This window comes from Nonomuraea sp. NPDC049421 (assembly GCF_040677005.1).
Taxonomy (GTDB): Bacteria; Actinomycetota; Actinomycetes; order Streptosporangiales; family Streptosporangiaceae; genus Nonomuraea; species Nonomuraea salmonea.
The window spans coordinates 107,013-125,329 of record NZ_JBFAQA010000006.1; the positions used below are offsets into that span (position 1 = coordinate 107,013).

Below are 18,317 nucleotides of genomic sequence, written 5' to 3' on the forward strand. Positions count from 1 at the left end.
TCTGGACCGCTCTTAAACGTCCCGCAGGTCAGCCCAAGACTTGAGGACTCAGGCAGGGCTCTGTGCGGGGTCTGTCGCGCGCATCAGGCCGTGGCAGGCTATTGCGGCGGCGGCCACGACGTTGAGGGAGTCGACGCCGGCGGCCATCGCGTCGGGGCTCATCGGGATGCAGACCGCCTCGTCGGCTTCCTGGAGCCAGTGGGAGGACAGGCCGTCGCCTTCCGAGCCGAGGAGCAGGGCCACGCGGTCCGCGAGGCGGACGCGGTCCATGGGGGTGGCGTGCTGGTCGGGGGTGAGGGCGAGGGTGCGGTAGCCGGCGTCGCGCAGGCGGGTCAGGCCCTCGAACCAGTCGTCCATGCGGGCGTACGGGATCGAGAAGACGGCGCCCATCGAGACCTTCACGGCGCGGCGGTAGAGGGGGTCGGCGCAGCGGGGCGACAGGAGGACGGCGCCTACGCCGAGGGCCGCCGCCGAGCGGAAGATGGCGCCCACGTTGGAGTGGTCGACCAGGTCCTCCAGGACGAGGATGCGGCGGGCCGGGCCTTTGAGAAGGGTGTCGACGGAAGGGAGAGGAAGGCGTTCCATGGAGGCGAGGGCGCCGCGATGCACCTGGAAGCCGGCGATGCCGGACATGAGCTCGTCGCTGACGACGTAGACCGTGGCGTCGCCGAGGACGTCCTGCAGCGGGGTGAGCCAGCGGCGGTTGGTCAGGACGGAGCGGATCGGATAGCCGGCGCCGATGGCCCGCCTGATGACCTTCTCGCCCTCGGCGAGGAACAGGCCGCGCTCGGCCTCGAGGCTCTTGCGCAGCTCGACGTCCCGCAGCCGGGTGTAGTCGGACAGGCGGGGGTCGTCGGGGTCGGTGACGTACTCAAGCACCTTCCGATACTGCCATGCGCCGTCTGACCTGCCAGACCAGCGCATAGCAGGCGAGGACCAGGCAGAGGCCGACCACGGTGCCCGCGCCGGTCTTGGTGATGACGCTGGCGATGCCGTAGCGGGGGCTGGGCTCATCGATGAGCGGCCACACGAGGGCGCCGGCCAGCACGCCGAGCCCGGCCACGGACAGGACGGCGGCGCGGACGCGCGCGGACAGGCGCAACCGCTCGGGTACGGGCGCCGCCGGCATCCCGGACAGACCCCGCCATCCCCACCAGACCACGACGGCGAGCCCGATGGCGGACGAGACGTACTGGAGGAGGCGGAAGAGGTTGATCACCCCCAGCACGCTCACCGACAGCCAGGCCCCCCATTCGATGACGCCGGTGGAGTGGGTGAAGGAGTCCCACAGGACGTGGGTGGCGGCCCCGGTCACGGCGCCGGCCGCCATGGGGAGCAGGCGCAGCCGCTCGGGGGCGAGGAGCGCGGCCCGCCCAGCGAGCGAGGCGGGCAGCAGCGCGATCAGCGGGTCGCGCAGCACGAGGTGGAAGAACGGCAGCAGGATGAGCACGGCGAGCGGGTCGATGGTGACGACACCCGGCCAGGAGTGCCAGTCGCTGTAGTCGGGCAGGAACGGCAGGAAGAGCGGCAGGTCGGGCACCATGGCGCCGAACGCCAGCGCCCAGGGGTCGAGGACCCTGCGGATCCGGGCCGACGGTCCGATGAGCGGTAAGACGGCGGCGATGTGGCTGGGCGTGAACGGCAACAGGACCCTCCCCCTCATGATCGACCCTCATTATGCGGGCGAACCTTGATCAGGCTTTGCCGCCGCCATTCCTCGTCACGCTCCGCAGTGGGTACGGTACGTATCGCTGTCGACGGCCGGATAAGCCGGAGTTCGGGGGTTCATGGTGCCTGATCAGCGGATTCATGAGCGTCCGGCCGCGTCAGCGGACTGGCTGCGCGCGGCACGAGCCGCTCGTACGCTCTCGCTGGTCACACTGGCCTGGCTGGGCGTGGAGAGCGCGCTCGGCCTGGCCGCTGGGCTCGCGGCGCATTCGGTCGCGCTGATCGGCTGGGGGCTGGCGGCCCTGGTGGAGGCGGTGGCGAGCCTGATCGTGGTGTGGCGGTTCACCGGCACGCGTACGCTGTCGCCGCACGCGGAGCGCACGGCCCGCCGCGCGGTGGCGGTGAGCTTCTGGCTGCTGGCCCCCTACCTGGTCCTGCACGTGGCGCACGACCTGGACGCGGGGCACCGGGCGGCGCCCAGCGTGCTGGGCATCGTGGTGACGGCGGTCAGCCTGGTCAGCATGCCGGCGCTGGGCGTGGCGAAGCGGCGGCTGGGGGCGCGGCTGGCGTCGGCGGCCACGTCGGGCGAGGGCACCCAGAACCTCATGTGCGCGGCCATGGCGGCCGGGGTGCTGGCCGGTTTGTACCTGAACACGCTGGGGTGGTGGTGGGTCGATCCGGCGGTGGCGGTGCTCCTCGCGGCGGTCGCCGTACGCGAGGGGCGGCGCGCCTGGATCGGTCACGCTTGTTGCCATTGACGGTCACCCTGCGTCATCGTCGCACCAAAAGGGCTGTTTTGCCACAGAGACCGCACCGAGTATCGTTCCCGGAGTATTGCGGAGCATCTCCCGCTAGGGTCTCCGGACGGTCTCCAGAACACCTAAGAGGGCATCGTGGGGCGACACCGCACAGACGATCTCGATGGCGACTACAGAGCCGGCGAACCCGTCCCGCGCAGACGGCCGAGGAACGGCCGTGGCAGGGTGCTCGTCCCGCTGGCCGGCGCCGTCGCCATGGCCGTCCTGCTCGGTGTCGCGGCGTTCGTCATCTTCACCCGCGACCACGACTGCTCCGGCGGCAAGCTGCCGTTGAAGGTGGTCGCCGCCCCTGACATCCAGCCCGCGCTCAACAAGATCGCCGGCCGCTACAACAAGGCGCTGCACTCGATCGACGGCAGGTGCGTCGAGGTGACGGTGGCCAAGGAGGCCTCGGGGCGGACCGCGAACGCGCTGGCGGCCGGCAAGGTCACCGCCGACTTCTGGGTGGCCGACTCCAGCCTGCTCATGGAGAGCATGCGCCAGACCCCCGCCGGTGAGGCGCTGCCGCAGGTGGAGGGGTCGATCGCGACGTCGCCCGTGGTGCTGGCGGCGGCCAAGTCGGCGGCCGGCAAGCTGTCGGGCGCGCTCCAGCCGAGCTGGACCTCGATGATCGCCGCCGCGAACGTCGCCAACGTGGACGGCCCCGGCAGGAAGGTCAGGGTGCTCGCCCTCGACCCGCAGAAGAACTCCGCCGGCCTCGCCGCGCTGCTGGCCGCGGCCGGCACGGCCAAGGAGGCCGGCCAGGACAAGGCGCTGGTGGGCGCGCTCAAGGAGCTGTCGGGTCAGCTCGCCGCCGACTCGAACGCGCTGCTGGCCAGCCTGACCGTCAAGCCGGGCAGCAAGGTGCCCGTGGGCGTCACCTCAGAGCAGGCCATCTACGCGCACAACAGCAAGAAGCCGGACGCGCCGGTCGTCGCCCTCTATCCCAAGGAGGGCACGCTCAGCCTCGACTACCCGGTGACGATCCTGACAAAGGACCCGGAGGTGCTGAAGGCCGCCGCGGACTTCAAGCAGGACCTGTCCTCGGAGTCGGCCAAGCGGACGCTGCGCGAGGCGGGCTTCCGCGGCACCGACGGCAAGCCGGGCGACGTGCTGGCGGAGGACGACGGCTTCACCCAGGACACGCCGACCGCGCTCGACCCGCCGGACGGCGCGACCGTGGCGCGCATGGTGCAGACCTGGACCCGGCTGAACCTCGGCACCCGCCTGCTCACCCTGCTCGACGTCTCGGGCACGATGGCGCTGCCGGTGCCGGGCACCGGCATGACCCGCATGCAGGCCATCAACAAGATCGCCACCGAGGGGCTCGCGCTGTTCCCTGCCGGTTCCGAGATGGGCCTGTGGACGTTCTCCACGCACCTGGACGGCAAGGGCAGGGACTGGAAGGAGAACGTCTCGCTCGGGCCGCTCAGCGAGTCGATCGACGGCACGCTCCGCAAGGAGGTGCTGGCCAGGACGTTCGCCCAGATCAAGGCCAAGGCGACGGGCGACACCGGGCTGAACGACACGGTCAAGGCGGCCTACACGCAGCTCACGAAGACGTACAAGCAGGACAAGGTCAACACCCTGCTCATCCTCACCGACGGCGCCGGCAACGACGACCCGGACGGCGGCGTCAAGAACGCCGAGCTGCTGCAGTTCCTCAAGCAGACCTACAACCCGAAGCGGCCGATCAGCATCCTGCTCATCGCGTTCGGACCGGACGCCAAGAAGGGCAAGCGGCAGATGGAGGCGCTGGCCACGGCGACGGGCGGCGAGGCGTACATCGCCGAGGACATCCTGCAGGTCCGTGACTTCTTCCTGCAGGGCATGGAACGCCGCCTCTGCACCCCGAACTGCGACGGCTGACCCTTTCCCCTCCATGCCCATTAGGTATGGAGGGCGAACCGGGACGAACCAGGCCGCGTCCTCTCCGCGTGGGGCTCTAGTGCCCGTACTACCCGCGGGGAGGGAAATCCGTGCCTGGATGGCCGACCATCGATCGCGCCGACGACCAGGAGCTGATCGAGGCTCTGCGGCGTGCGGCCCCCGAAGCTCCCGCCACGCTCTACGACTCCTATGGCGAGCGCCTGTACGACTACGCCTACACGATGGCCGCCGACCGCGACCTCGCCGCCGACTCCGTGCACGACGCGCTGGTCACCGCGCAGGGCTGCGTCGAGCGCCTGAAGGAGCCCGCCAAGCTGCGCGCCTGGCTGTACGCCCTGACCAGGTTCCAGGTACGCGCCCGCCTGGCCCACCGCCCCGGCACCCCGCCCGCCGGGCTGACGCTGCCCGGCCCGGCCGAGCAGGACGACCCCGAGCTGGCGGACCTGGTGCACGAGACGCTGGGCGAGCTGCGCAGGGGCGAGCGCGAGGTGCTGGAGCTGTCGCTGCGCCACGGCCTGACCCCGGCGGAGGTCGGCGCGGTGCTCGGGCTGACCGGCCGCCAGTCGGCCAGCAGGCTGAGCCGGGCCCGCGACCATCTGGAGATCGCGGCCGCGGCCGTCGTGCTGGCGCGGACCGGACGGGCGCACTGCCCCGATCTGTCGGCGATGGTGGACTCGTGGGAGGGCCCGCTGACCCCGCTGCTGCGGCGGCGGCTGTCGGGGCACATCGGCGGGTGCGAGGTGTGCACGGAGAGGCGGCACCGGCAGGTCTCGGCGGCGCGGCTGCTGGATCTGGTGCCGGTGGCGTACCCGGGGATCTCGCTGCGCCGGCGGGTGATCGACACGTGCGTCAGTCCCGAGCTGGACCAGACGCGGGAGCTGATCACCGACCGCGGTGACAGCTTCGACCGCGGCGGGTTCCCCGTGGTGGCCGAGTCGCATCCGCGCCGGCGCCGCTCGCGCCGCGTGGGTCCGCTCGTGCTGGCCGGGGCCTGCCTGCTGGCCGCGACGGGCGCGGTGGTGGCGATCAACGGCTCCAACGCCTCCGACGTCGGCACCGCGGCTCCCCGGCCGGCCGTGACCACGCCACCGCCCGTCGAGGAGAGCCCGGAGCCGACGGAGGACCTGGAGATCGACGAGGTCGAGCCGACCCCGACCCCGACGCCCAGCCGTACGCCGTCGGCGGCCCCGCCCTCGCGCGCGGCCTCACGACCTGCGGCCGGGCCCCCGAGGAGAAGGCCCGCACCGCCGACGGCCACCCGCCGCCGTCCCGCGCCCAGCGCCCGGCTGGTCACCACGTGCCCGAAGGCGATCACCGGCGCCGGCGAGATCGGGCTGCGGGCCCGCAACGCGGCGGTCTCCTGGGTGGCGACCGCCTCGCAGGGCCTGGACGTGGTCCCGGCCAGCGGTTCGATCAAGGCGGGGGCCGCCGCGACGGTAAGGGTGACGGTCGCCGACCCGTACGAGCCGGGCACCGGACGGGTCGCGTTCACCTCGAACGCGGGCACCGCCACGTGCGCGCTGTCCTGGCAGGGCGAGGAGCTTCCTGAGCCGCCGACCGACCAGCCGACGGTGAGCGAGGAACCGTCCCCCGCACCCACGTCGGGGGTGGCCACCTCGTCCGCCGACGGCACGGATGCCGAGGGCCTGCGCAAAGCAGAAGTCAACGCGCAGTAGATTGCTAAATCTGATCGACAAACGGGTATAAATCGGACCCTGGCTCGAAGATCCTAGGCCACATAGGGCATTCTGGTGTGCTTGGGGACCGCTTCGGGGTGGGCGATCACTTGACCGTGTGCTGAAGGTCACACGAAAAACCCCGCCTGCCGGTAAACCGGTGCGCGTCGCCAAGCGTCGGCATTGACGTGTCCAGGCGCCGATTGGTCCCATGAATGGCGATCGTTCGGCGTCCTAACCAGCAAGGGCAGGAGAGAGACAGGAGATGCTCAAGCAGCACCGCAGAGCGCTGGCCTGGCTGGTCGCGCTCGCCTGCATCGCAGGAGCGGTCATCGCGCTGTTCGATATCGAGACACCGCTGCGCCCGTTCCTGATCTCCTTGTTCCTCCTGGTAGTGCCAGGGGCGGCAGTGGTGGGACTGTTGCGTGATCGTGACCCCCTTGCCGCACTCTCCGTGGGAGCAGCCGCGAGCCTTGTGCTCAACGTACTGCTCGCCCAGGCCATGCTGCTCTTCAACGCGTGGTCACCACGGGCCGGTGTCGCGACGGTCGCCGTGCTCGGTGGGTTCATGTACGTGCTTCGGGTGTTGTACCGGGGGAAGAGCATGCAGACCGAACAGGGGGCCAGGGCAAGGTGAAGATCCAGGTAGTCCGGCCCAGAGAACTCGGCGACTCCGAGCGCGCGCGCTGGCGCGAGCTGCAGAAGGCCGACCCGAATCTGGACAACCCGTTCCTGTCGGTCGAATTCGCCGTGGCGATGGATCGTCTGCGCGACTACGTGAGGGTGGCGGTCATCTCCGACGGAGGCCGCATCGTCGGGTTCTTCCCGTACGAGCGGCACAGCTTCGGCATCGGCAAACCCCTCGGCGGCTTCCTCACCACCTGCCACGGCCTGATCTCGGTCCCCGACCTCAAGCTCGACGCCAAGGCCCTGCTGCGGGCCTGCAAGCTCAGCGTGTTCGACTTCGACCACCTCGTGGCCGGTCAGCCGACGTTCGCCGCCTACGAGGCCGACGTCAGGCCCGCGCCCGTGATGGACTTCACCGGCGGCTTCGACGCCTGGCTGGAGCAGGTCAAGTCCAACTCGCCGAAGAACCTCAAGACGGTCAGGTACAAGGAACGCAAGCTCGGCAGGGAGCACGGCGAGCTGCGCCTGGAGTGGGCCTCGCCCGACCCCGAGGTGCTGCGTACCCTGCTGGCGTGGAAGTCCGACCAGTATCGAAGAACCGGCCGGGTGGACAGATTCGCCCAGCCGTGGATCGTCGAGCTGACCGACATGATGCATGCCGAGAACTCATCGGACTTCGCGGGCGTGCTGACCATGCTTTATGCCGGCGACGTGCCGGTAGCCGGGCATTTCGGCCTCCGTACGGCGACCACGCTTGTAGGGTGGTTCCCCGCCTACGACACCGAGTTCGGCCGCTATTCGCCGGGCATCGTGCATCATCTCCAGATGGCCGAGGCCGCCGCGAACGCCGGCCTGCACATGGTGGACATGGGCAAGGGCGGCAAGGAGTACAAGGACTGGCTCAAGAGCGGCGTCCTGTACGTCGCCGAAGGCCGCATCTCGCGGCCGTCGCCGTCGGCGGCGGTCCACTGGATGGGCCGAACTCCTTTCAACAAGGCCCGAACAATTGTCATGGACCGGCCGTCTCTCTATAGGGCGGCCGACCGTGTGCTCAAGGGCTTCGGTCGGGTGCGCACCTCGATGCAACATCAGGAGCCATCCAATGCGGTAAGTCAGGAACCAACGGGAGCACGTTAGACCGCTCCCGGGCAGAACCCCCCGGCACAGCACCAACACCCTCACTCCACTGGATCCACCGATGCATCGTTCGCCGGTTTCACCGTTCCCGCAGCACCCGGGAAGGGTCCGTGCCCGGCGCGTGATGCGGGGTCCCGGAAGGAATTCCCTCGCTATGAGTCCCGAGATAACCAAGCACAACGGCAAGGTCCACTCCGCACCCCTGCGGTCGATGCCTCCGCCCTCCAGCTTCACGCCGGTCACTCCGCACCTGGCCATCTCCCCGACGGTCAGCGTGGTCGTGCCGGCGATGAACGAAGCCGAGAACCTCCCTCATGTGTTCGCCACCATCCCGCAATGGGTGGACGAGATCGTGCTCGTCGACGGCAATTCCGTCGACGACACCGTGGCCGTCGCCAAGCGGCTGCGGCCCAACGTCAAAGTGGTGACCCAGACGGGCAAGGGCAAGGGCGACGCCCTCGCCGCCGGTTTCGACGCGTGCACCAGCGACATCATCGTGATGATCGACGCCGACGGCTCCACCGACGGCCGCGAGATCATCAACTTCGTGGGCGCGCTGGTGACGGGCGCCGACTTCGTCAAGGGCTCGCGCTACGCCGCCGGCGGCGGCAGCGACGACCTGACGCTCAACCGCCGCCTCGGCAACAAGATCCTCACGGGGATCGTCAACGTGATGTACCGCACCCAGTACACCGACCTCTGCTATGGCTACAATGCGTTCTGGGCGCGCCACCTGGACGTGCTCGACCTCGACTGCGACGGCTTCGAGGTGGAGACCCTGATGAACGTGCGGGCCGCCAAGGCCGGGCTGAAGGTGCACGAGGTGCCGAGCCACGAGCGCAATCGCATCCACGGCGAGAGCAACCTGCACGTCGTACGGGACGGCTTCCGCGTGCTCAAGACCATCCTGAAGGAGTGGCGTCGCCAGCCCACTCCCCCTCAGCCTGAGCCCGCCACCACTCCCGCCGCTGACCGAGGCGTCGCTTAAAAAAGGATCTCTGTGAACACGTCTGTTGTCATCTGCGTCTACACCGAGGAGCGGTGGGAGGACATCAGGCAGGCAGTCGAGTCGGTCGAGAACCAGACGCGCCCGGCACACGAGCTGATCCTGGTGGTCGATCACAACCCCGACCTGCATCTCAAGCTCAAGCGCGAGTACCCGCAGGCCATCGTGGTGGAGAACACGCACGAGCAGGGGTTGTCCGGTGGCAAGAACACCGGGGTGGCCACGGCCAACGGTGAGATCGTCGCGTTCCTCGACGACGACGCCGTCGCCGATCCCGGGTGGCTGGAGGCTTTGGAGGAGGGCTTCCAGGAACCGGGTGTCGTGGGCGTGGGCGGCCGCACCGACCCCTTGTGGGCGTCGGGGCGGCGGCCCTCGTGGTTCCCGTACGAGTTCGACTGGACGGTCGGCTGCACCTACCGCGGCATGCCCGCGGTCAGGGCGCCGATCCGCAACGTCATGGGCGGCAACGCCGCCTTCCTGCGCGACGCGGTGTCCGAGGTGGGCGGTTTCCACAGCGGCATCGGCCGCAGCGTGCAAGGACGCAAGTCGCGCCCGCTGGGGTGCGAGGAGACCGAGTTCTGCATCAGGCTCTCCCAGCGCAAGCCGGGCTCGGTCATGCTCTTCGAGCCGCGCGCGGTGATCGGGCACAAGGTGTCCGGACAGCGTGAGCGGTTCGCGTACTTCAGGTCCAGGTGTTACGCGGAAGGGCTGTCGAAGGCGCTGGTGACCCGCGAGGTCGGCACCCAGGACGGGCTGTCGAGCGAGCGGGCGCACGCCATGAAGACGCTGCCGCTCGGCGCACTGCGCGGGGTCGGCGAGGCCCTGCGCGGTGACCTGGGCGGGCTCGGCAGGGCCGCGGCCATCGTCATCGGGCTGGCCTGGACGACCTGGGGTTACGTCGTCGGTTCCGCACGGCTGAAGGTGGCACGGTCATGACCCGCGTACCGATCCTGATGTACCACTCGGTCACCGACACGCCCAACGACGACACCAAGCCGCACGCCGTGCGGCCGTCCGACCTGGCCGAGCAGCTCGCCTACCTGAAGGAGAGCGGCTTCACCCCGCTCACCCTGGGCGACCTGGTGGCCGCGCTCAACAAGAACAACGGCCGCTCGATGCCGGACAAGCCGATCGTGGTGACGTTCGACGACGGGTACGCCGACTTCCACAGCCACGCGCTGCCGCTGCTGGACCGCTACAACTTCCCGGCCACGGTCTTCCTGACCAGCGGCTGGGTCTCCGACGCGGGCAAGGAGGCCGCGGGCCGGCCCCTGGACGACATGCTGTCCTGGGGCCAGGCCCGCGAGGCCGCGCAGACCGGCATCGAGATCGGCGGCCACAGCCACAGCCATCCGCAGCTCGACCAGCTCCGCATCGAGGACCTGCGGCAGGAGCTGCGCAGGAACAAGGGCCTGCTGGAGGAGAAGATCGGCGCGCCGGTCGCCACCATGGCCTACCCGTACGGGTACTCCAGCGCCCGCGTACGCCGTGAAGTGCGCAAAGCCGGATACTTCGCCGCTTGCGCCGTGAGCAACACGATCGCCGCCGATCGTCACGACATGCTCGCCATCCCCCGGTTGACGGTCGGCAAGGGCACGACCATCAACATGTTCAAGCGCGCCGTCGAAGGCACCGCCGTACCTCTCATCTACCTGCGCGAGCGCATCCTCACCAAGGGGTACGCGGTCGTGCGCAGGACGAGGTACGGGCTGCAGCGGGTGCGCGGAAATGTCTAGGGTCTGGGCGAGAGTCCTCACCGACCTGCGTAACCCGTTGTTCCGGCAGGGCTACGCGCTGATGGCCAACACGGTCATCACCGGCGTGCTGGGCATGGGCTACTGGCTGCTCGCCGCCCACTTCTACACGCCCGAGGAGTTCGGCCGCGGCCAGGCGGTGATCACCGCGATGCGGTTGTTCGCCTCGCTGACGGCGCTGGGCTTCGTGGGCGCGCTGGCCCGCTTCCTGCCGATCGCCGGCCGCCGCACGCCCGAGCTGATCCTGCGCGGGTACGGCCTGGCCGCCGCCACCGGCGGGGTCGCCGCGCTCGGCTTCCTGCTGACGCTGCCGTTGTGGGGCAAGACGTACTCGGTGCTGGCCGGGTTCGGGCCCGGCCTGTTCTTCCTGGGGTCCGTGGTGGTGTGGGCGGTCTTCACGCTCCAGGACGTCGTGCTGACCGGGCTGCGCAGGGCGCCGTTCGTGCCGCTGAACAACCTGGTCTTCGGCCTGGTCAAGATGGGCCTGCTGGTGGCGCTCGCCGGGGCGCTGCCCTCCGGCGGGATCTTCGTCTCGTGGGTCATCCCGACCGCACTGGCGCTGATCCCGGTGCAGTGGCTGATCTTCGGCGTGGTCGTACGCCGGCACGTCCGCGAGTCGGACCCCGTGAAGGAGCCGCCCAGGCTGCGCGAGGTCGGCCGCTTCCTGGCCGGTGACTTCCCCGGCACGCTGTCCATCCTGGCCATCGTCTACCTGGTGCCCGTGGTGGTGGCGACGCAGGTGGGTGAGGCCACGTTCGGCCGCTTCTCGATGGCGCACACGCTGGCCAGCATGATCGAGCTGCTGGCCATGAACATGGCGGTGTCGCTGACCGTCGAGGGCTCCTTCGACCGGGCCGCGCTGGCGGAGAACTGCCGGCGGGCGCTGCGGCGGGCGTTCATGATCGTGGTGCCGATCATCACGGTCGCGGTGCTGGGCGCGCCGCTGATCCTGCGCATCTTCGGCTCCGAGTTCGCCGAGGAGGGCACGTTGCTGCTGCGCCTGATGGCGCTGGCGGTGCTGCCCCGGGTGCTGATCGAGGTGTACCTGAGCGCGCTGCGCGCGCAGAGCCAGGCGCGGACGCTGGCGATCGTGCAGATCGGGCTGGCCGTGCTGGTGCTGGTGTCCACATTGCTGCTCTTCCCGTACTTCGGGGTGAACGCGGTCGGGTACGGTCTGCTGTTCAGCGAGGTGCTCGTCGCACTTGTGATCTTTGGAAATCTCCGCAAGATTCTCAAAGTGGACGAAACTGGTCGGTCGCCTGTCACCCAGGGGTCGTCCGGGGCCGCATGATGGTCAACGTGAGGCAACGGGACGGCGATGGCAAGACCACGGGGACCAGTTCCCCGGACGTTCGTGGTGACAAGGAGGAGTCGGACGTGCCCTTCGATCCGGACGCTACGGGTGTCATCCCGAAGCTGACGTTCGAGCCCCCGTCCGGCGAGGGCGCGAGCGCGGCCGAGGAGGCCCCGAAGAGCGCCCAGGGCGAAGGCACCGCGACCGGGAGCACCGAGACCGAGGGCACCAAGGAGAAGGGCGCCACGGACAAGGGCGCTGCGGACGAGGGCGCTGCGGACGAGGGCGGCGCCGACGCGGAGACGACCACGGCCATCCGGCTCCCCCTCCCTCCGCCCGCCCCTGACACCACCGACACGAATCCGGCCGGTGTCAAGCCTCCGGTCGTCGCGGAGCCCCCGAAGCCGCCCGCCTCCGGTGCGGGTGAGGAGGTCGGGGGCACGCAGCCCATGAAGGTGCAGCCCGCCACACCCCTGAAGCCCTCCGACGAACCTAAGCCCGCCGACGCGCCCGCGGCCTCGCAGGCACCTGCTGGGGCGCGGAGCCTGGCGGACCTCGTGCAGCCGATGACCGTCCCTGGGCCGCCCGGTGGCGGGGTGGCGGTGCAGAGCCCGCCGATCAGCAGTCCGCCGCTCCCTCAGCAGGCGCCCTACGGCGGGCCCCAGCGGCAGCAGGCGCCCAAGAAGGGCTTCGGGGCACGGCTGGGGGCGCTGGTCGCCAGCGCGCCCAAGTGGCTGCCCGTCCTGCTGGTCCTTGAGGGCCTGGTCATGTACATCCTCGCGCTCAAGGTGCCCCCTGGGCCTTGGCGTGGGGTCGATCCCGCCGACATCGACGGGCTCGGACTGATCTCGGCGCTGCCGGCGACGGCGTACATCGCCATCCTGATCATGATCGTGTCGTTCTTCGTCACGGTCTCCCAGAGCACCGACCGCAAGTTCCTGCTGCTGTTCCAGATCGCCGCCATCACGTTCGCCCTGCACGGCGCGGGCGCGCTGGTGGCCGACGAGCCGCGCTTCCCCACGGCGTACATCCATGCCGGTTTCGTGGAGTTCATCGGCAGGACCGGCGAGACCGCGATCAACATCGACGCCCGCATGGGCTGGCCGGGCTTCTTCGCGTTGTTCGCCTTCGTGACGAAGGCGGCCGGCATCAGCGACATGACGACGATCCTGCAGTGGACGCCGCTGCTGTCGAACCTGCTCTACCTGCTGCCGTTCGTGCTGATCCTGCGCCAGGTGGTGGCGACGACGCGGGCCAGGTGGTTCGCGGCGCTGCTGTTCGTGCTGGTGCAGTGGATCGGCCAGGACTACTTCTCTCCTCAGGGCTTCACGTTCGCCCTCTATCTGGCGTTCGTGGCGATCCTGCTGCGCTGGTTCGGCCGGGTGGAGCAGCGGACGAAGCCGGTGCCGCCCAAGGGCCTGCGCAAGTGGATCGGCAAGCTGGACGCGATGACGCCGGGCGAGCTGGCCAACACCGGCACGTTCCGCGCCGACAAGCTGCTGATGCTGATGATGCTCATCGCGCTGTTCCTGGCGTCGGTGGCCTCGCATCAGATCACGCCGTTCATGATGCTGGGCGTGGTGACGGCGTTCCTGCTGTTCAAGCGGACGACGCTGACGTGGGCGCTGCCGTTCTTCCTCGGCCTGATCGTGCTGGCCTGGATCAGCTACATGACGGTCGGCTTCTGGGCCAGCCAGATCGACACGATCTTCGGCGGCCTCGGCAACATCCTGCAGAACCTGCGCAGCAACACCGGCGACCGCATCGAGGGCACGGACCCGGCGCACGCGATGGTGCTGCAGGCCCGCCTCGGCATCCTCGCGGTGATCCTGGCCTGCGCGGCGGCCGGGTTGCTCCGCCGGCTGCGGCGCGGGGTGTTCGACCGCTCTGCGCTGATCCTGCTCTGCGTGCCGGTGCTGGCGCTCGGCCTGCAGAGCTACGGCGGCGAGATCGGGCTGCGCATCTACATGTTCGCGCTGCCGGGCGCGTGCCTGCTGGCCGCGTACGCGTTCTTCCCGAACCTGCCGGCCGACAGCGCGGACGTGCGCGAGGAGACGGTGCCGCTGCGCAAGCGCAACGTGCGCTTCAACCCGCAGCTCACCAAGCGGATCTCGCTGGTGCTGGCGGCGTGCTTCGCGGTGGTGTTCGCGATGGCGTTCCTGCTGGCGAGGTACGGCAACGAGAAGTTCGAGCGGGTCACCACCGGCGAGGTGGCGGCGCTGCACTACGTCTACGACCACGACAAGCCGAGCGCCCGCGTGCTCTACCTGGTGCCGAAGGAGGGCCCCGAGGTCACGCCGACGCTGCCGTGGGGCGAGCGGGACATCGAGCGGGTGAGCTTCGCCGAGCAGGCGCTGGTGTTCAAGGACCCGTCCAAGATCGAGAACGCGGTGGCGAAGCTGAAGAGCGCGCCGCGTAACTCGTACCTGATGGTGAGCCGGGGTCAGGTGAGCTACCTGCAGCTCAACGAGGGCTTCCCGGCCGACTGGGGCGAACGTTTCCGCGCGGCCCTGGACAAGTCACCCGACGTCCAGCGGGTCTACGCCAACCAGGACGCGGCGCTTTATACGTGGAAGAAGTTCGTCAGAGGCACCGAGATCCCGGAGCCGAACCCGTACGAGGGCAGGGGCGACCCGACCTCGCCGTGGACGCCGGTGGGCATCGCCGCGCTGGCGGTGACCTGGGTGGCGCTCTTCAGCTACGAGATCATCCGCCTCAACGGCCCGAACCGGGCGCCGCGGGCCCGCAAACGCCTGTTGTTCCTGGCCGTGCCGGCGTTCGCGGTCGCGCTGGCGGTGATCGTGGAGAGATTCCTCTACATCGCGGCGAACAACTGAGCGGCGTAGTACCTGAGGGGTACGTTCCTGGTCCACTCCGTGGCGTGACGACGATGACGGGAGGCGCTTCGTAGCTTCGGCTGCATGCGCTTCCCGTTTCGCCGCAGCCTGCTCATCGCGTCTCTGGCGGTCTCCTTAGCGGCTCCGCTGTCCGGTGCCGAGGTTCCCGCTCCCGAGCCCGTCCAGCCGCCTTCAGGGCTGTCCGAGGCCCGTTACGCCGCCGTCCGGCAGGGCATCGTGGCGGCCGAGCGGATGGCGGCCGCGCACGGGCACCGGCGCCGGGCCGACGTGCTGCGGGCGATGGCCGATCCCGCGCGGCGGTTCCTGTTCTTCGACGGGCGGGACGGCGGCAGGGCGGCGGAGGTGTTCGGCGATCCGGCCACGGCAGAGCGGGTCGCGGTGCTGGTGCCCGGCTCCGACACGAGCCTCGATCGGTACGGGCGGCTGCGTTCCGGTGCTTCCGCGCTGCATGAGGAGCTGGGCGGGCGGGCGGCGGTGGTCGCGTGGCTGGGGTATCGGACGCCCGGCACGTACGAGGCCGCTCTGCTCACCCCCGGCCGGGCCGACACGGCGGCGCCCGCGCTGCGGGCCCTGGTGGACGAGCTGGGGCCGGCCCGGGTGTCGCTGTTGTGCCACTCGTACGGCGCCGTCGTGTGCGGGCGGGCCGCGCCTGATCTGGGCGGGGTGGCGAACATCGTCCTGTTCGGCGCTCCCGGCACCGGCACCGCCGCCCCGCTGCGCACCCAGGCGCCGGTGTGGGCGGCCAGGGCCGGCGGCGACTGGATCGCCCGCGTGCCGCACGCCCGGTTCGAGCTGCCGTTCGTCACGCTGGGCCTGGGACTCGACCCGGTCGATCCGGCGGCCGGGACGCGCGTCTTCCCCGCCGGGGACGGCGGGCACAGCGACTACCTGCGGCCCGGTTCCCCGGCGCTGCGCGCCATCGCGCGGATCGTCTCCGGCGATGCGTGAGCTCCTCGAGCGCGTCGAGCGCGCCACCCCGGCGGGCCGGGACCGGGCGGTGGACGGGCTGCGCGCGCTCGCCATCGGGGGCGTGGTGCTCGGCCACTGGCTGGTGACGGCCCTGGTCGCCGACTCCGGCACGCTGCGCGGCGCGAGCCCGCTGAGCGCGCTGCCGCAGCTGGCCCCGGCGTCCTGGCTGTTCCAGACGCTGTCGGTGTTCTTCCTGGTGGGCGGGCTGGTTGCGGCGCGCGGCTGGGCCCGCTCCGCCGAGCGCTACCGCGTGTGGCTCGGCCGGCGGCTGGCGCGCCTGTTCGGGCCGGTAGTGACCGTGGTCGCCGTGTGGACGGTGGCCGCCGTGACCATGCTGGCCTCCGGGGTCTCCCTGGACGTCGTGCTCGCCCTGGCCAGGCTGGTCTGGTCACCGCTGTGGTTCCTGCTGGTCTTCGCGGCGCTCACGGCCCTGACCCCCCTGGCCACCAAGTCAGTCTCAACCAGGACCGCGCCGGCACCGCCCAGGCAAGCCCCCGCACCGACCCAGCAGACCCTCGCACCGGCCACAACGGCACCGACCCAGCAGACCCTCGCACCGGCCACGACAGCACCGGCCCAGCAGGCCCCCGCCGCAACCTTGGCCGCATCGGCCCGGCAAACCCCCGCCGTGACCGTGGCGGTGCTGGCGGCGGTGGTCGCGCTGGTCGATCTAGGCCGGTTCTGGGCGGGTGGGCCTGGGTGGCTGGGGTGGGTGAATGTGGTGGCGGGGTGGTTGGTGCCGTACTGCGTGGGTGTGTCCTGGGCGGGTGGGATGCCGTCCCGGCGTACGGGGTGGGTGCTGCTGCTGGGGGGCGGCGCGGCCACCGTCGCGCTCGTGCTCGCGGCCGGTTATCCGGCCTCGATGGTGGGGGTGCCGGGGGCGGCGGTCTCGAACCTCGATCCGCCCACGCTGGCCGTCGTCACGTTCGGACTGGCGCAGTGCGGGGCGGCGCGGCTGCTGGCCGATCCGTTACGCCGGGCGCTGCGCCGCCCCCTGGCCTGGGCCGCCGTGGCCGTGGTGAACGTGCACGCCATCACGATCTTCCTGTGGCACCAGACCGCGATGATCGCCGTGACGGCGCTCGGCCTGCTGACCGGCCAGGTGCTGCCCGGCCTGCACACCGCCCCTGAGTCGGCGGCCTGGGTGGCGGCCAGGCTGGCCTGGCTGCCGGCGTTCGGGGCGGTGCTGGTGGCGTGCTGCGCGCTGGCGGGGGTCAGGCGCCGCCGCGCCCCGACCACTTGATCTCGTACGGCCGCAGGCTGACCTGCCGCCCGTCCACGGTGGCCGTGACGCTCCGGTCGCTGGTGTTGACCATGACGAGCTGCTGTTCCTGCCCGATCGCCTTGATCTTCGGGTCGGACGAGGTCACCTCCTCGGCCTTCACCCCGACGGGGAACCACTTGGTGAAGCCGCTGAGCAGCCCCGCCATCGGCATCTCACCGCCGACCTTGGGCGCCCAGAGACAGCCGGGGCACTCGCCCTCGCCGTCCTGCTGGGGGTTCCAGTAGAGGGCGGTGGTGACGCCGCTCTTGACGAACTCCATCAACGCGCTCGCCTGCACGGCCGTGCGCTTGTCCTCGCTCCATCCGGAGTTCTCCGGCTCGACGTACCACTCGGCCCACCACACCGGCTTGTCGCCGCTCTTCTGCCGCAGCCAGGTGGTGATCGCGCTGAACTTGGCCTGCGCACTGAAGTCGTCGGGCACGTTGCCCTTGTCGCCGGTCATCGAGGCGCCGTCGACCACGATGAAGTCGGCGCCCTTGTTGTGCTCGATCCAGTATTCGATGGCGTCGAGCGCCCGCTGGTCGACGGTGCCCCAGGGCCCGGTCAGCTCCGACGGCCCGGTGCCCGACAGGGTGCCGATCGGCACGTAGGGCCCGCCGACCTTGATCTCGGGATCGACCTTCTTCAGCGCGTCGTAGACCTTGTTGTACAGCTCGGTGTAGCCCTCGGCGTCCCAGCGGTTGGTGTCGGCGTTCCAGAAGCCCTTGAACTCGTTCCAGACCATGTAGTGCTTGACCGTCGGGTACTGCCTGGCCACCCGCGCGGCGAGCTCGGCGAAGTCGTCGAAGTGCTCCTTCCTGGGCGCGACCGTGTGGTTCTTGCTCCAGTCGGTACGGCCGGCCTGCCCGCCCTTCATCCAGTCGGGGGCGCAGCACAGCGTGATGACCGGCATCGCTCGCGAGGACGCCATGAACGTCAGCCGCCGGTCGAGGTCGCGGAAGTTGAACTGCCCAGGGCTCGGCTCGGGGTTGCCCACGCCCCAGCCCATGATGTGCTGGTTCTGCAGCATGGGGACCCGGCCGAGCACGCCTCTCGCCTGCTCGGCGACGTGCTCCGGTTCGTTGTCGGCGCTGAACTGGGTGTGGGTGATGCCCCAGCGCGGCCACTTGTCGAACGCGGGCGGCGCTTCCAGCGTGGGGGCGGGCTGGGTGGGCACGGACGTGGCGACGTCGCTGCCCTTGAACTCGCTGCGGGCCTGAGTGCGGATGGCGGCGTAGATCATGATGCCCGCCACCAGCACGACCGCGAGCGCGCCCGCCCCGAGCGCGATAGGCCACGGCGATCGCCTGCGCGCGTGTCGGCCGTCGGTCGGAATCACTGAACGCTCCTCATCCTCGCGAGACGTTAGGGGGAACA

15 protein-coding genes are annotated in these 18,317 nt (G+C 70.3%); 12 read left to right on the forward strand and 3 right to left on the reverse strand.

What is annotated here, in order from left to right; genetic code table 11:
* Positions 1-48 precede the first annotated feature (48 nt).
* Together AB0K18_RS12610 and AB0K18_RS12615 are read right to left on the reverse strand one after the other, a co-directional pair.
* Entirely contained in the window at positions 49-924 is an 876-nt protein-coding gene (locus AB0K18_RS12610) for an RNA methyltransferase (protein WP_364913880.1), read from the reverse strand.
* Positions 872-1,663 carry a DUF4184 family protein gene (locus tag AB0K18_RS12615; RefSeq protein ID WP_364913883.1) on the reverse strand — a complete coding sequence of 264 codons (792 nt, stop codon included), beginning with the start codon at positions 1,661-1,663 and terminating at the stop codon, positions 872-874. The genes AB0K18_RS12610 and AB0K18_RS12615 overlap by 53 nt, the downstream gene beginning before the upstream one ends.
* 124 nt (positions 1,664-1,787) lie before the next feature.
* Between AB0K18_RS12615 and AB0K18_RS12620 the strand changes: the two genes are divergently transcribed.
* The 12 genes from AB0K18_RS12620 (at position 1,788) to AB0K18_RS12675 (ending at position 16,919) form a co-directional block, all read left to right on the forward strand.
* Positions 1,788-2,426 carry a hypothetical protein gene (locus AB0K18_RS12620; RefSeq protein ID WP_364913886.1) on the forward strand — a complete coding sequence of 213 codons (639 nt, stop codon included), beginning with the start codon at positions 1,788-1,790 and terminating at the stop codon, positions 2,424-2,426.
* A 225-nt stretch (positions 2,427-2,651) separates the two neighbouring features.
* Positions 2,652-4,334, forward strand: coding sequence for a substrate-binding domain-containing protein (locus AB0K18_RS12625; protein WP_364913889.1), 1,683 nt, complete (start codon positions 2,652-2,654; stop codon positions 4,332-4,334).
* 110 nt (positions 4,335-4,444) lie between these two features.
* Positions 4,445-6,031 (forward strand): sigma-70 family RNA polymerase sigma factor, encoded by a 1,587-nt coding sequence (locus AB0K18_RS12630; protein ID WP_364913892.1) that lies wholly within the window; start codon positions 4,445-4,447, stop codon positions 6,029-6,031.
* Positions 6,032-6,296: 265 nt separating this feature from the next.
* The gene (locus tag AB0K18_RS12635; protein ID WP_355418680.1) at positions 6,297-6,668 is read left to right on the forward strand and encodes a hypothetical protein; all 372 of its coding nucleotides are present in this window, start codon (positions 6,297-6,299) and stop codon (positions 6,666-6,668) included.
* Positions 6,665-7,795 carry a GNAT family N-acetyltransferase gene (locus tag AB0K18_RS12640; protein ID WP_364913895.1) on the forward strand — a complete coding sequence of 377 codons (1,131 nt, stop codon included), beginning with the start codon at positions 6,665-6,667 and terminating at the stop codon, positions 7,793-7,795. Before AB0K18_RS12635 ends, AB0K18_RS12640 begins: the two co-directional genes overlap by 4 nt.
* Positions 7,796-7,949: 154 nt before the next feature.
* Positions 7,950-8,783, forward strand: a complete 834-nt coding sequence (locus tag AB0K18_RS12645; protein WP_364913898.1) for a glycosyltransferase family 2 protein — start codon at positions 7,950-7,952, stop codon at positions 8,781-8,783.
* A 12-nt stretch (positions 8,784-8,795) separates the two neighbouring features.
* On the forward strand, positions 8,796-9,737 hold the full coding sequence (locus AB0K18_RS12650; RefSeq protein ID WP_364913901.1) for a glycosyltransferase family 2 protein: 942 nt from the start codon (positions 8,796-8,798) through the stop codon (positions 9,735-9,737).
* Positions 9,734-10,537 carry a polysaccharide deacetylase family protein gene (locus AB0K18_RS12655; protein ID WP_364370157.1) on the forward strand — a complete coding sequence of 268 codons (804 nt, stop codon included), beginning with the start codon at positions 9,734-9,736 and terminating at the stop codon, positions 10,535-10,537. The genes AB0K18_RS12650 and AB0K18_RS12655 overlap by 4 nt, the downstream gene beginning before the upstream one ends.
* Positions 10,530-11,846 carry a polysaccharide biosynthesis C-terminal domain-containing protein gene (locus AB0K18_RS12660; protein WP_364913905.1) on the forward strand — a complete coding sequence of 439 codons (1,317 nt, stop codon included), beginning with the start codon at positions 10,530-10,532 and terminating at the stop codon, positions 11,844-11,846. Before AB0K18_RS12655 ends, AB0K18_RS12660 begins: the two co-directional genes overlap by 8 nt.
* A gap of 86 nt (positions 11,847-11,932) precedes the next feature.
* Positions 11,933-14,686, forward strand: coding sequence for a hypothetical protein (locus tag AB0K18_RS12665; protein WP_364913908.1), 2,754 nt, complete (start codon positions 11,933-11,935; stop codon positions 14,684-14,686).
* Between the two features lie 84 nt (positions 14,687-14,770).
* Positions 14,771-15,655, forward strand: a complete 885-nt coding sequence (locus tag AB0K18_RS12670; RefSeq protein ID WP_364913911.1) for an alpha/beta hydrolase — start codon at positions 14,771-14,773, stop codon at positions 15,653-15,655.
* Positions 15,648-16,919: an acyltransferase family protein gene (locus AB0K18_RS12675; RefSeq protein ID WP_364913914.1), complete on the forward strand. Its 1,272-nt coding sequence runs from the start codon at positions 15,648-15,650 to the stop codon at positions 16,917-16,919. The genes AB0K18_RS12670 and AB0K18_RS12675 overlap by 8 nt, the downstream gene beginning before the upstream one ends.
* Here the strand turns inward: AB0K18_RS12675 and AB0K18_RS12680 are convergent.
* Complete coding sequence (locus tag AB0K18_RS12680) at positions 16,891-18,279, reverse strand: xylan 1,4-beta-xylosidase (protein WP_364913917.1); 1,389 nt, start codon at positions 18,277-18,279, stop codon at positions 16,891-16,893. The two genes, AB0K18_RS12675 and AB0K18_RS12680, sit on opposite strands and share 29 nt — an antisense overlap.
* Positions 18,280-18,317 lie beyond the last annotated feature (38 nt).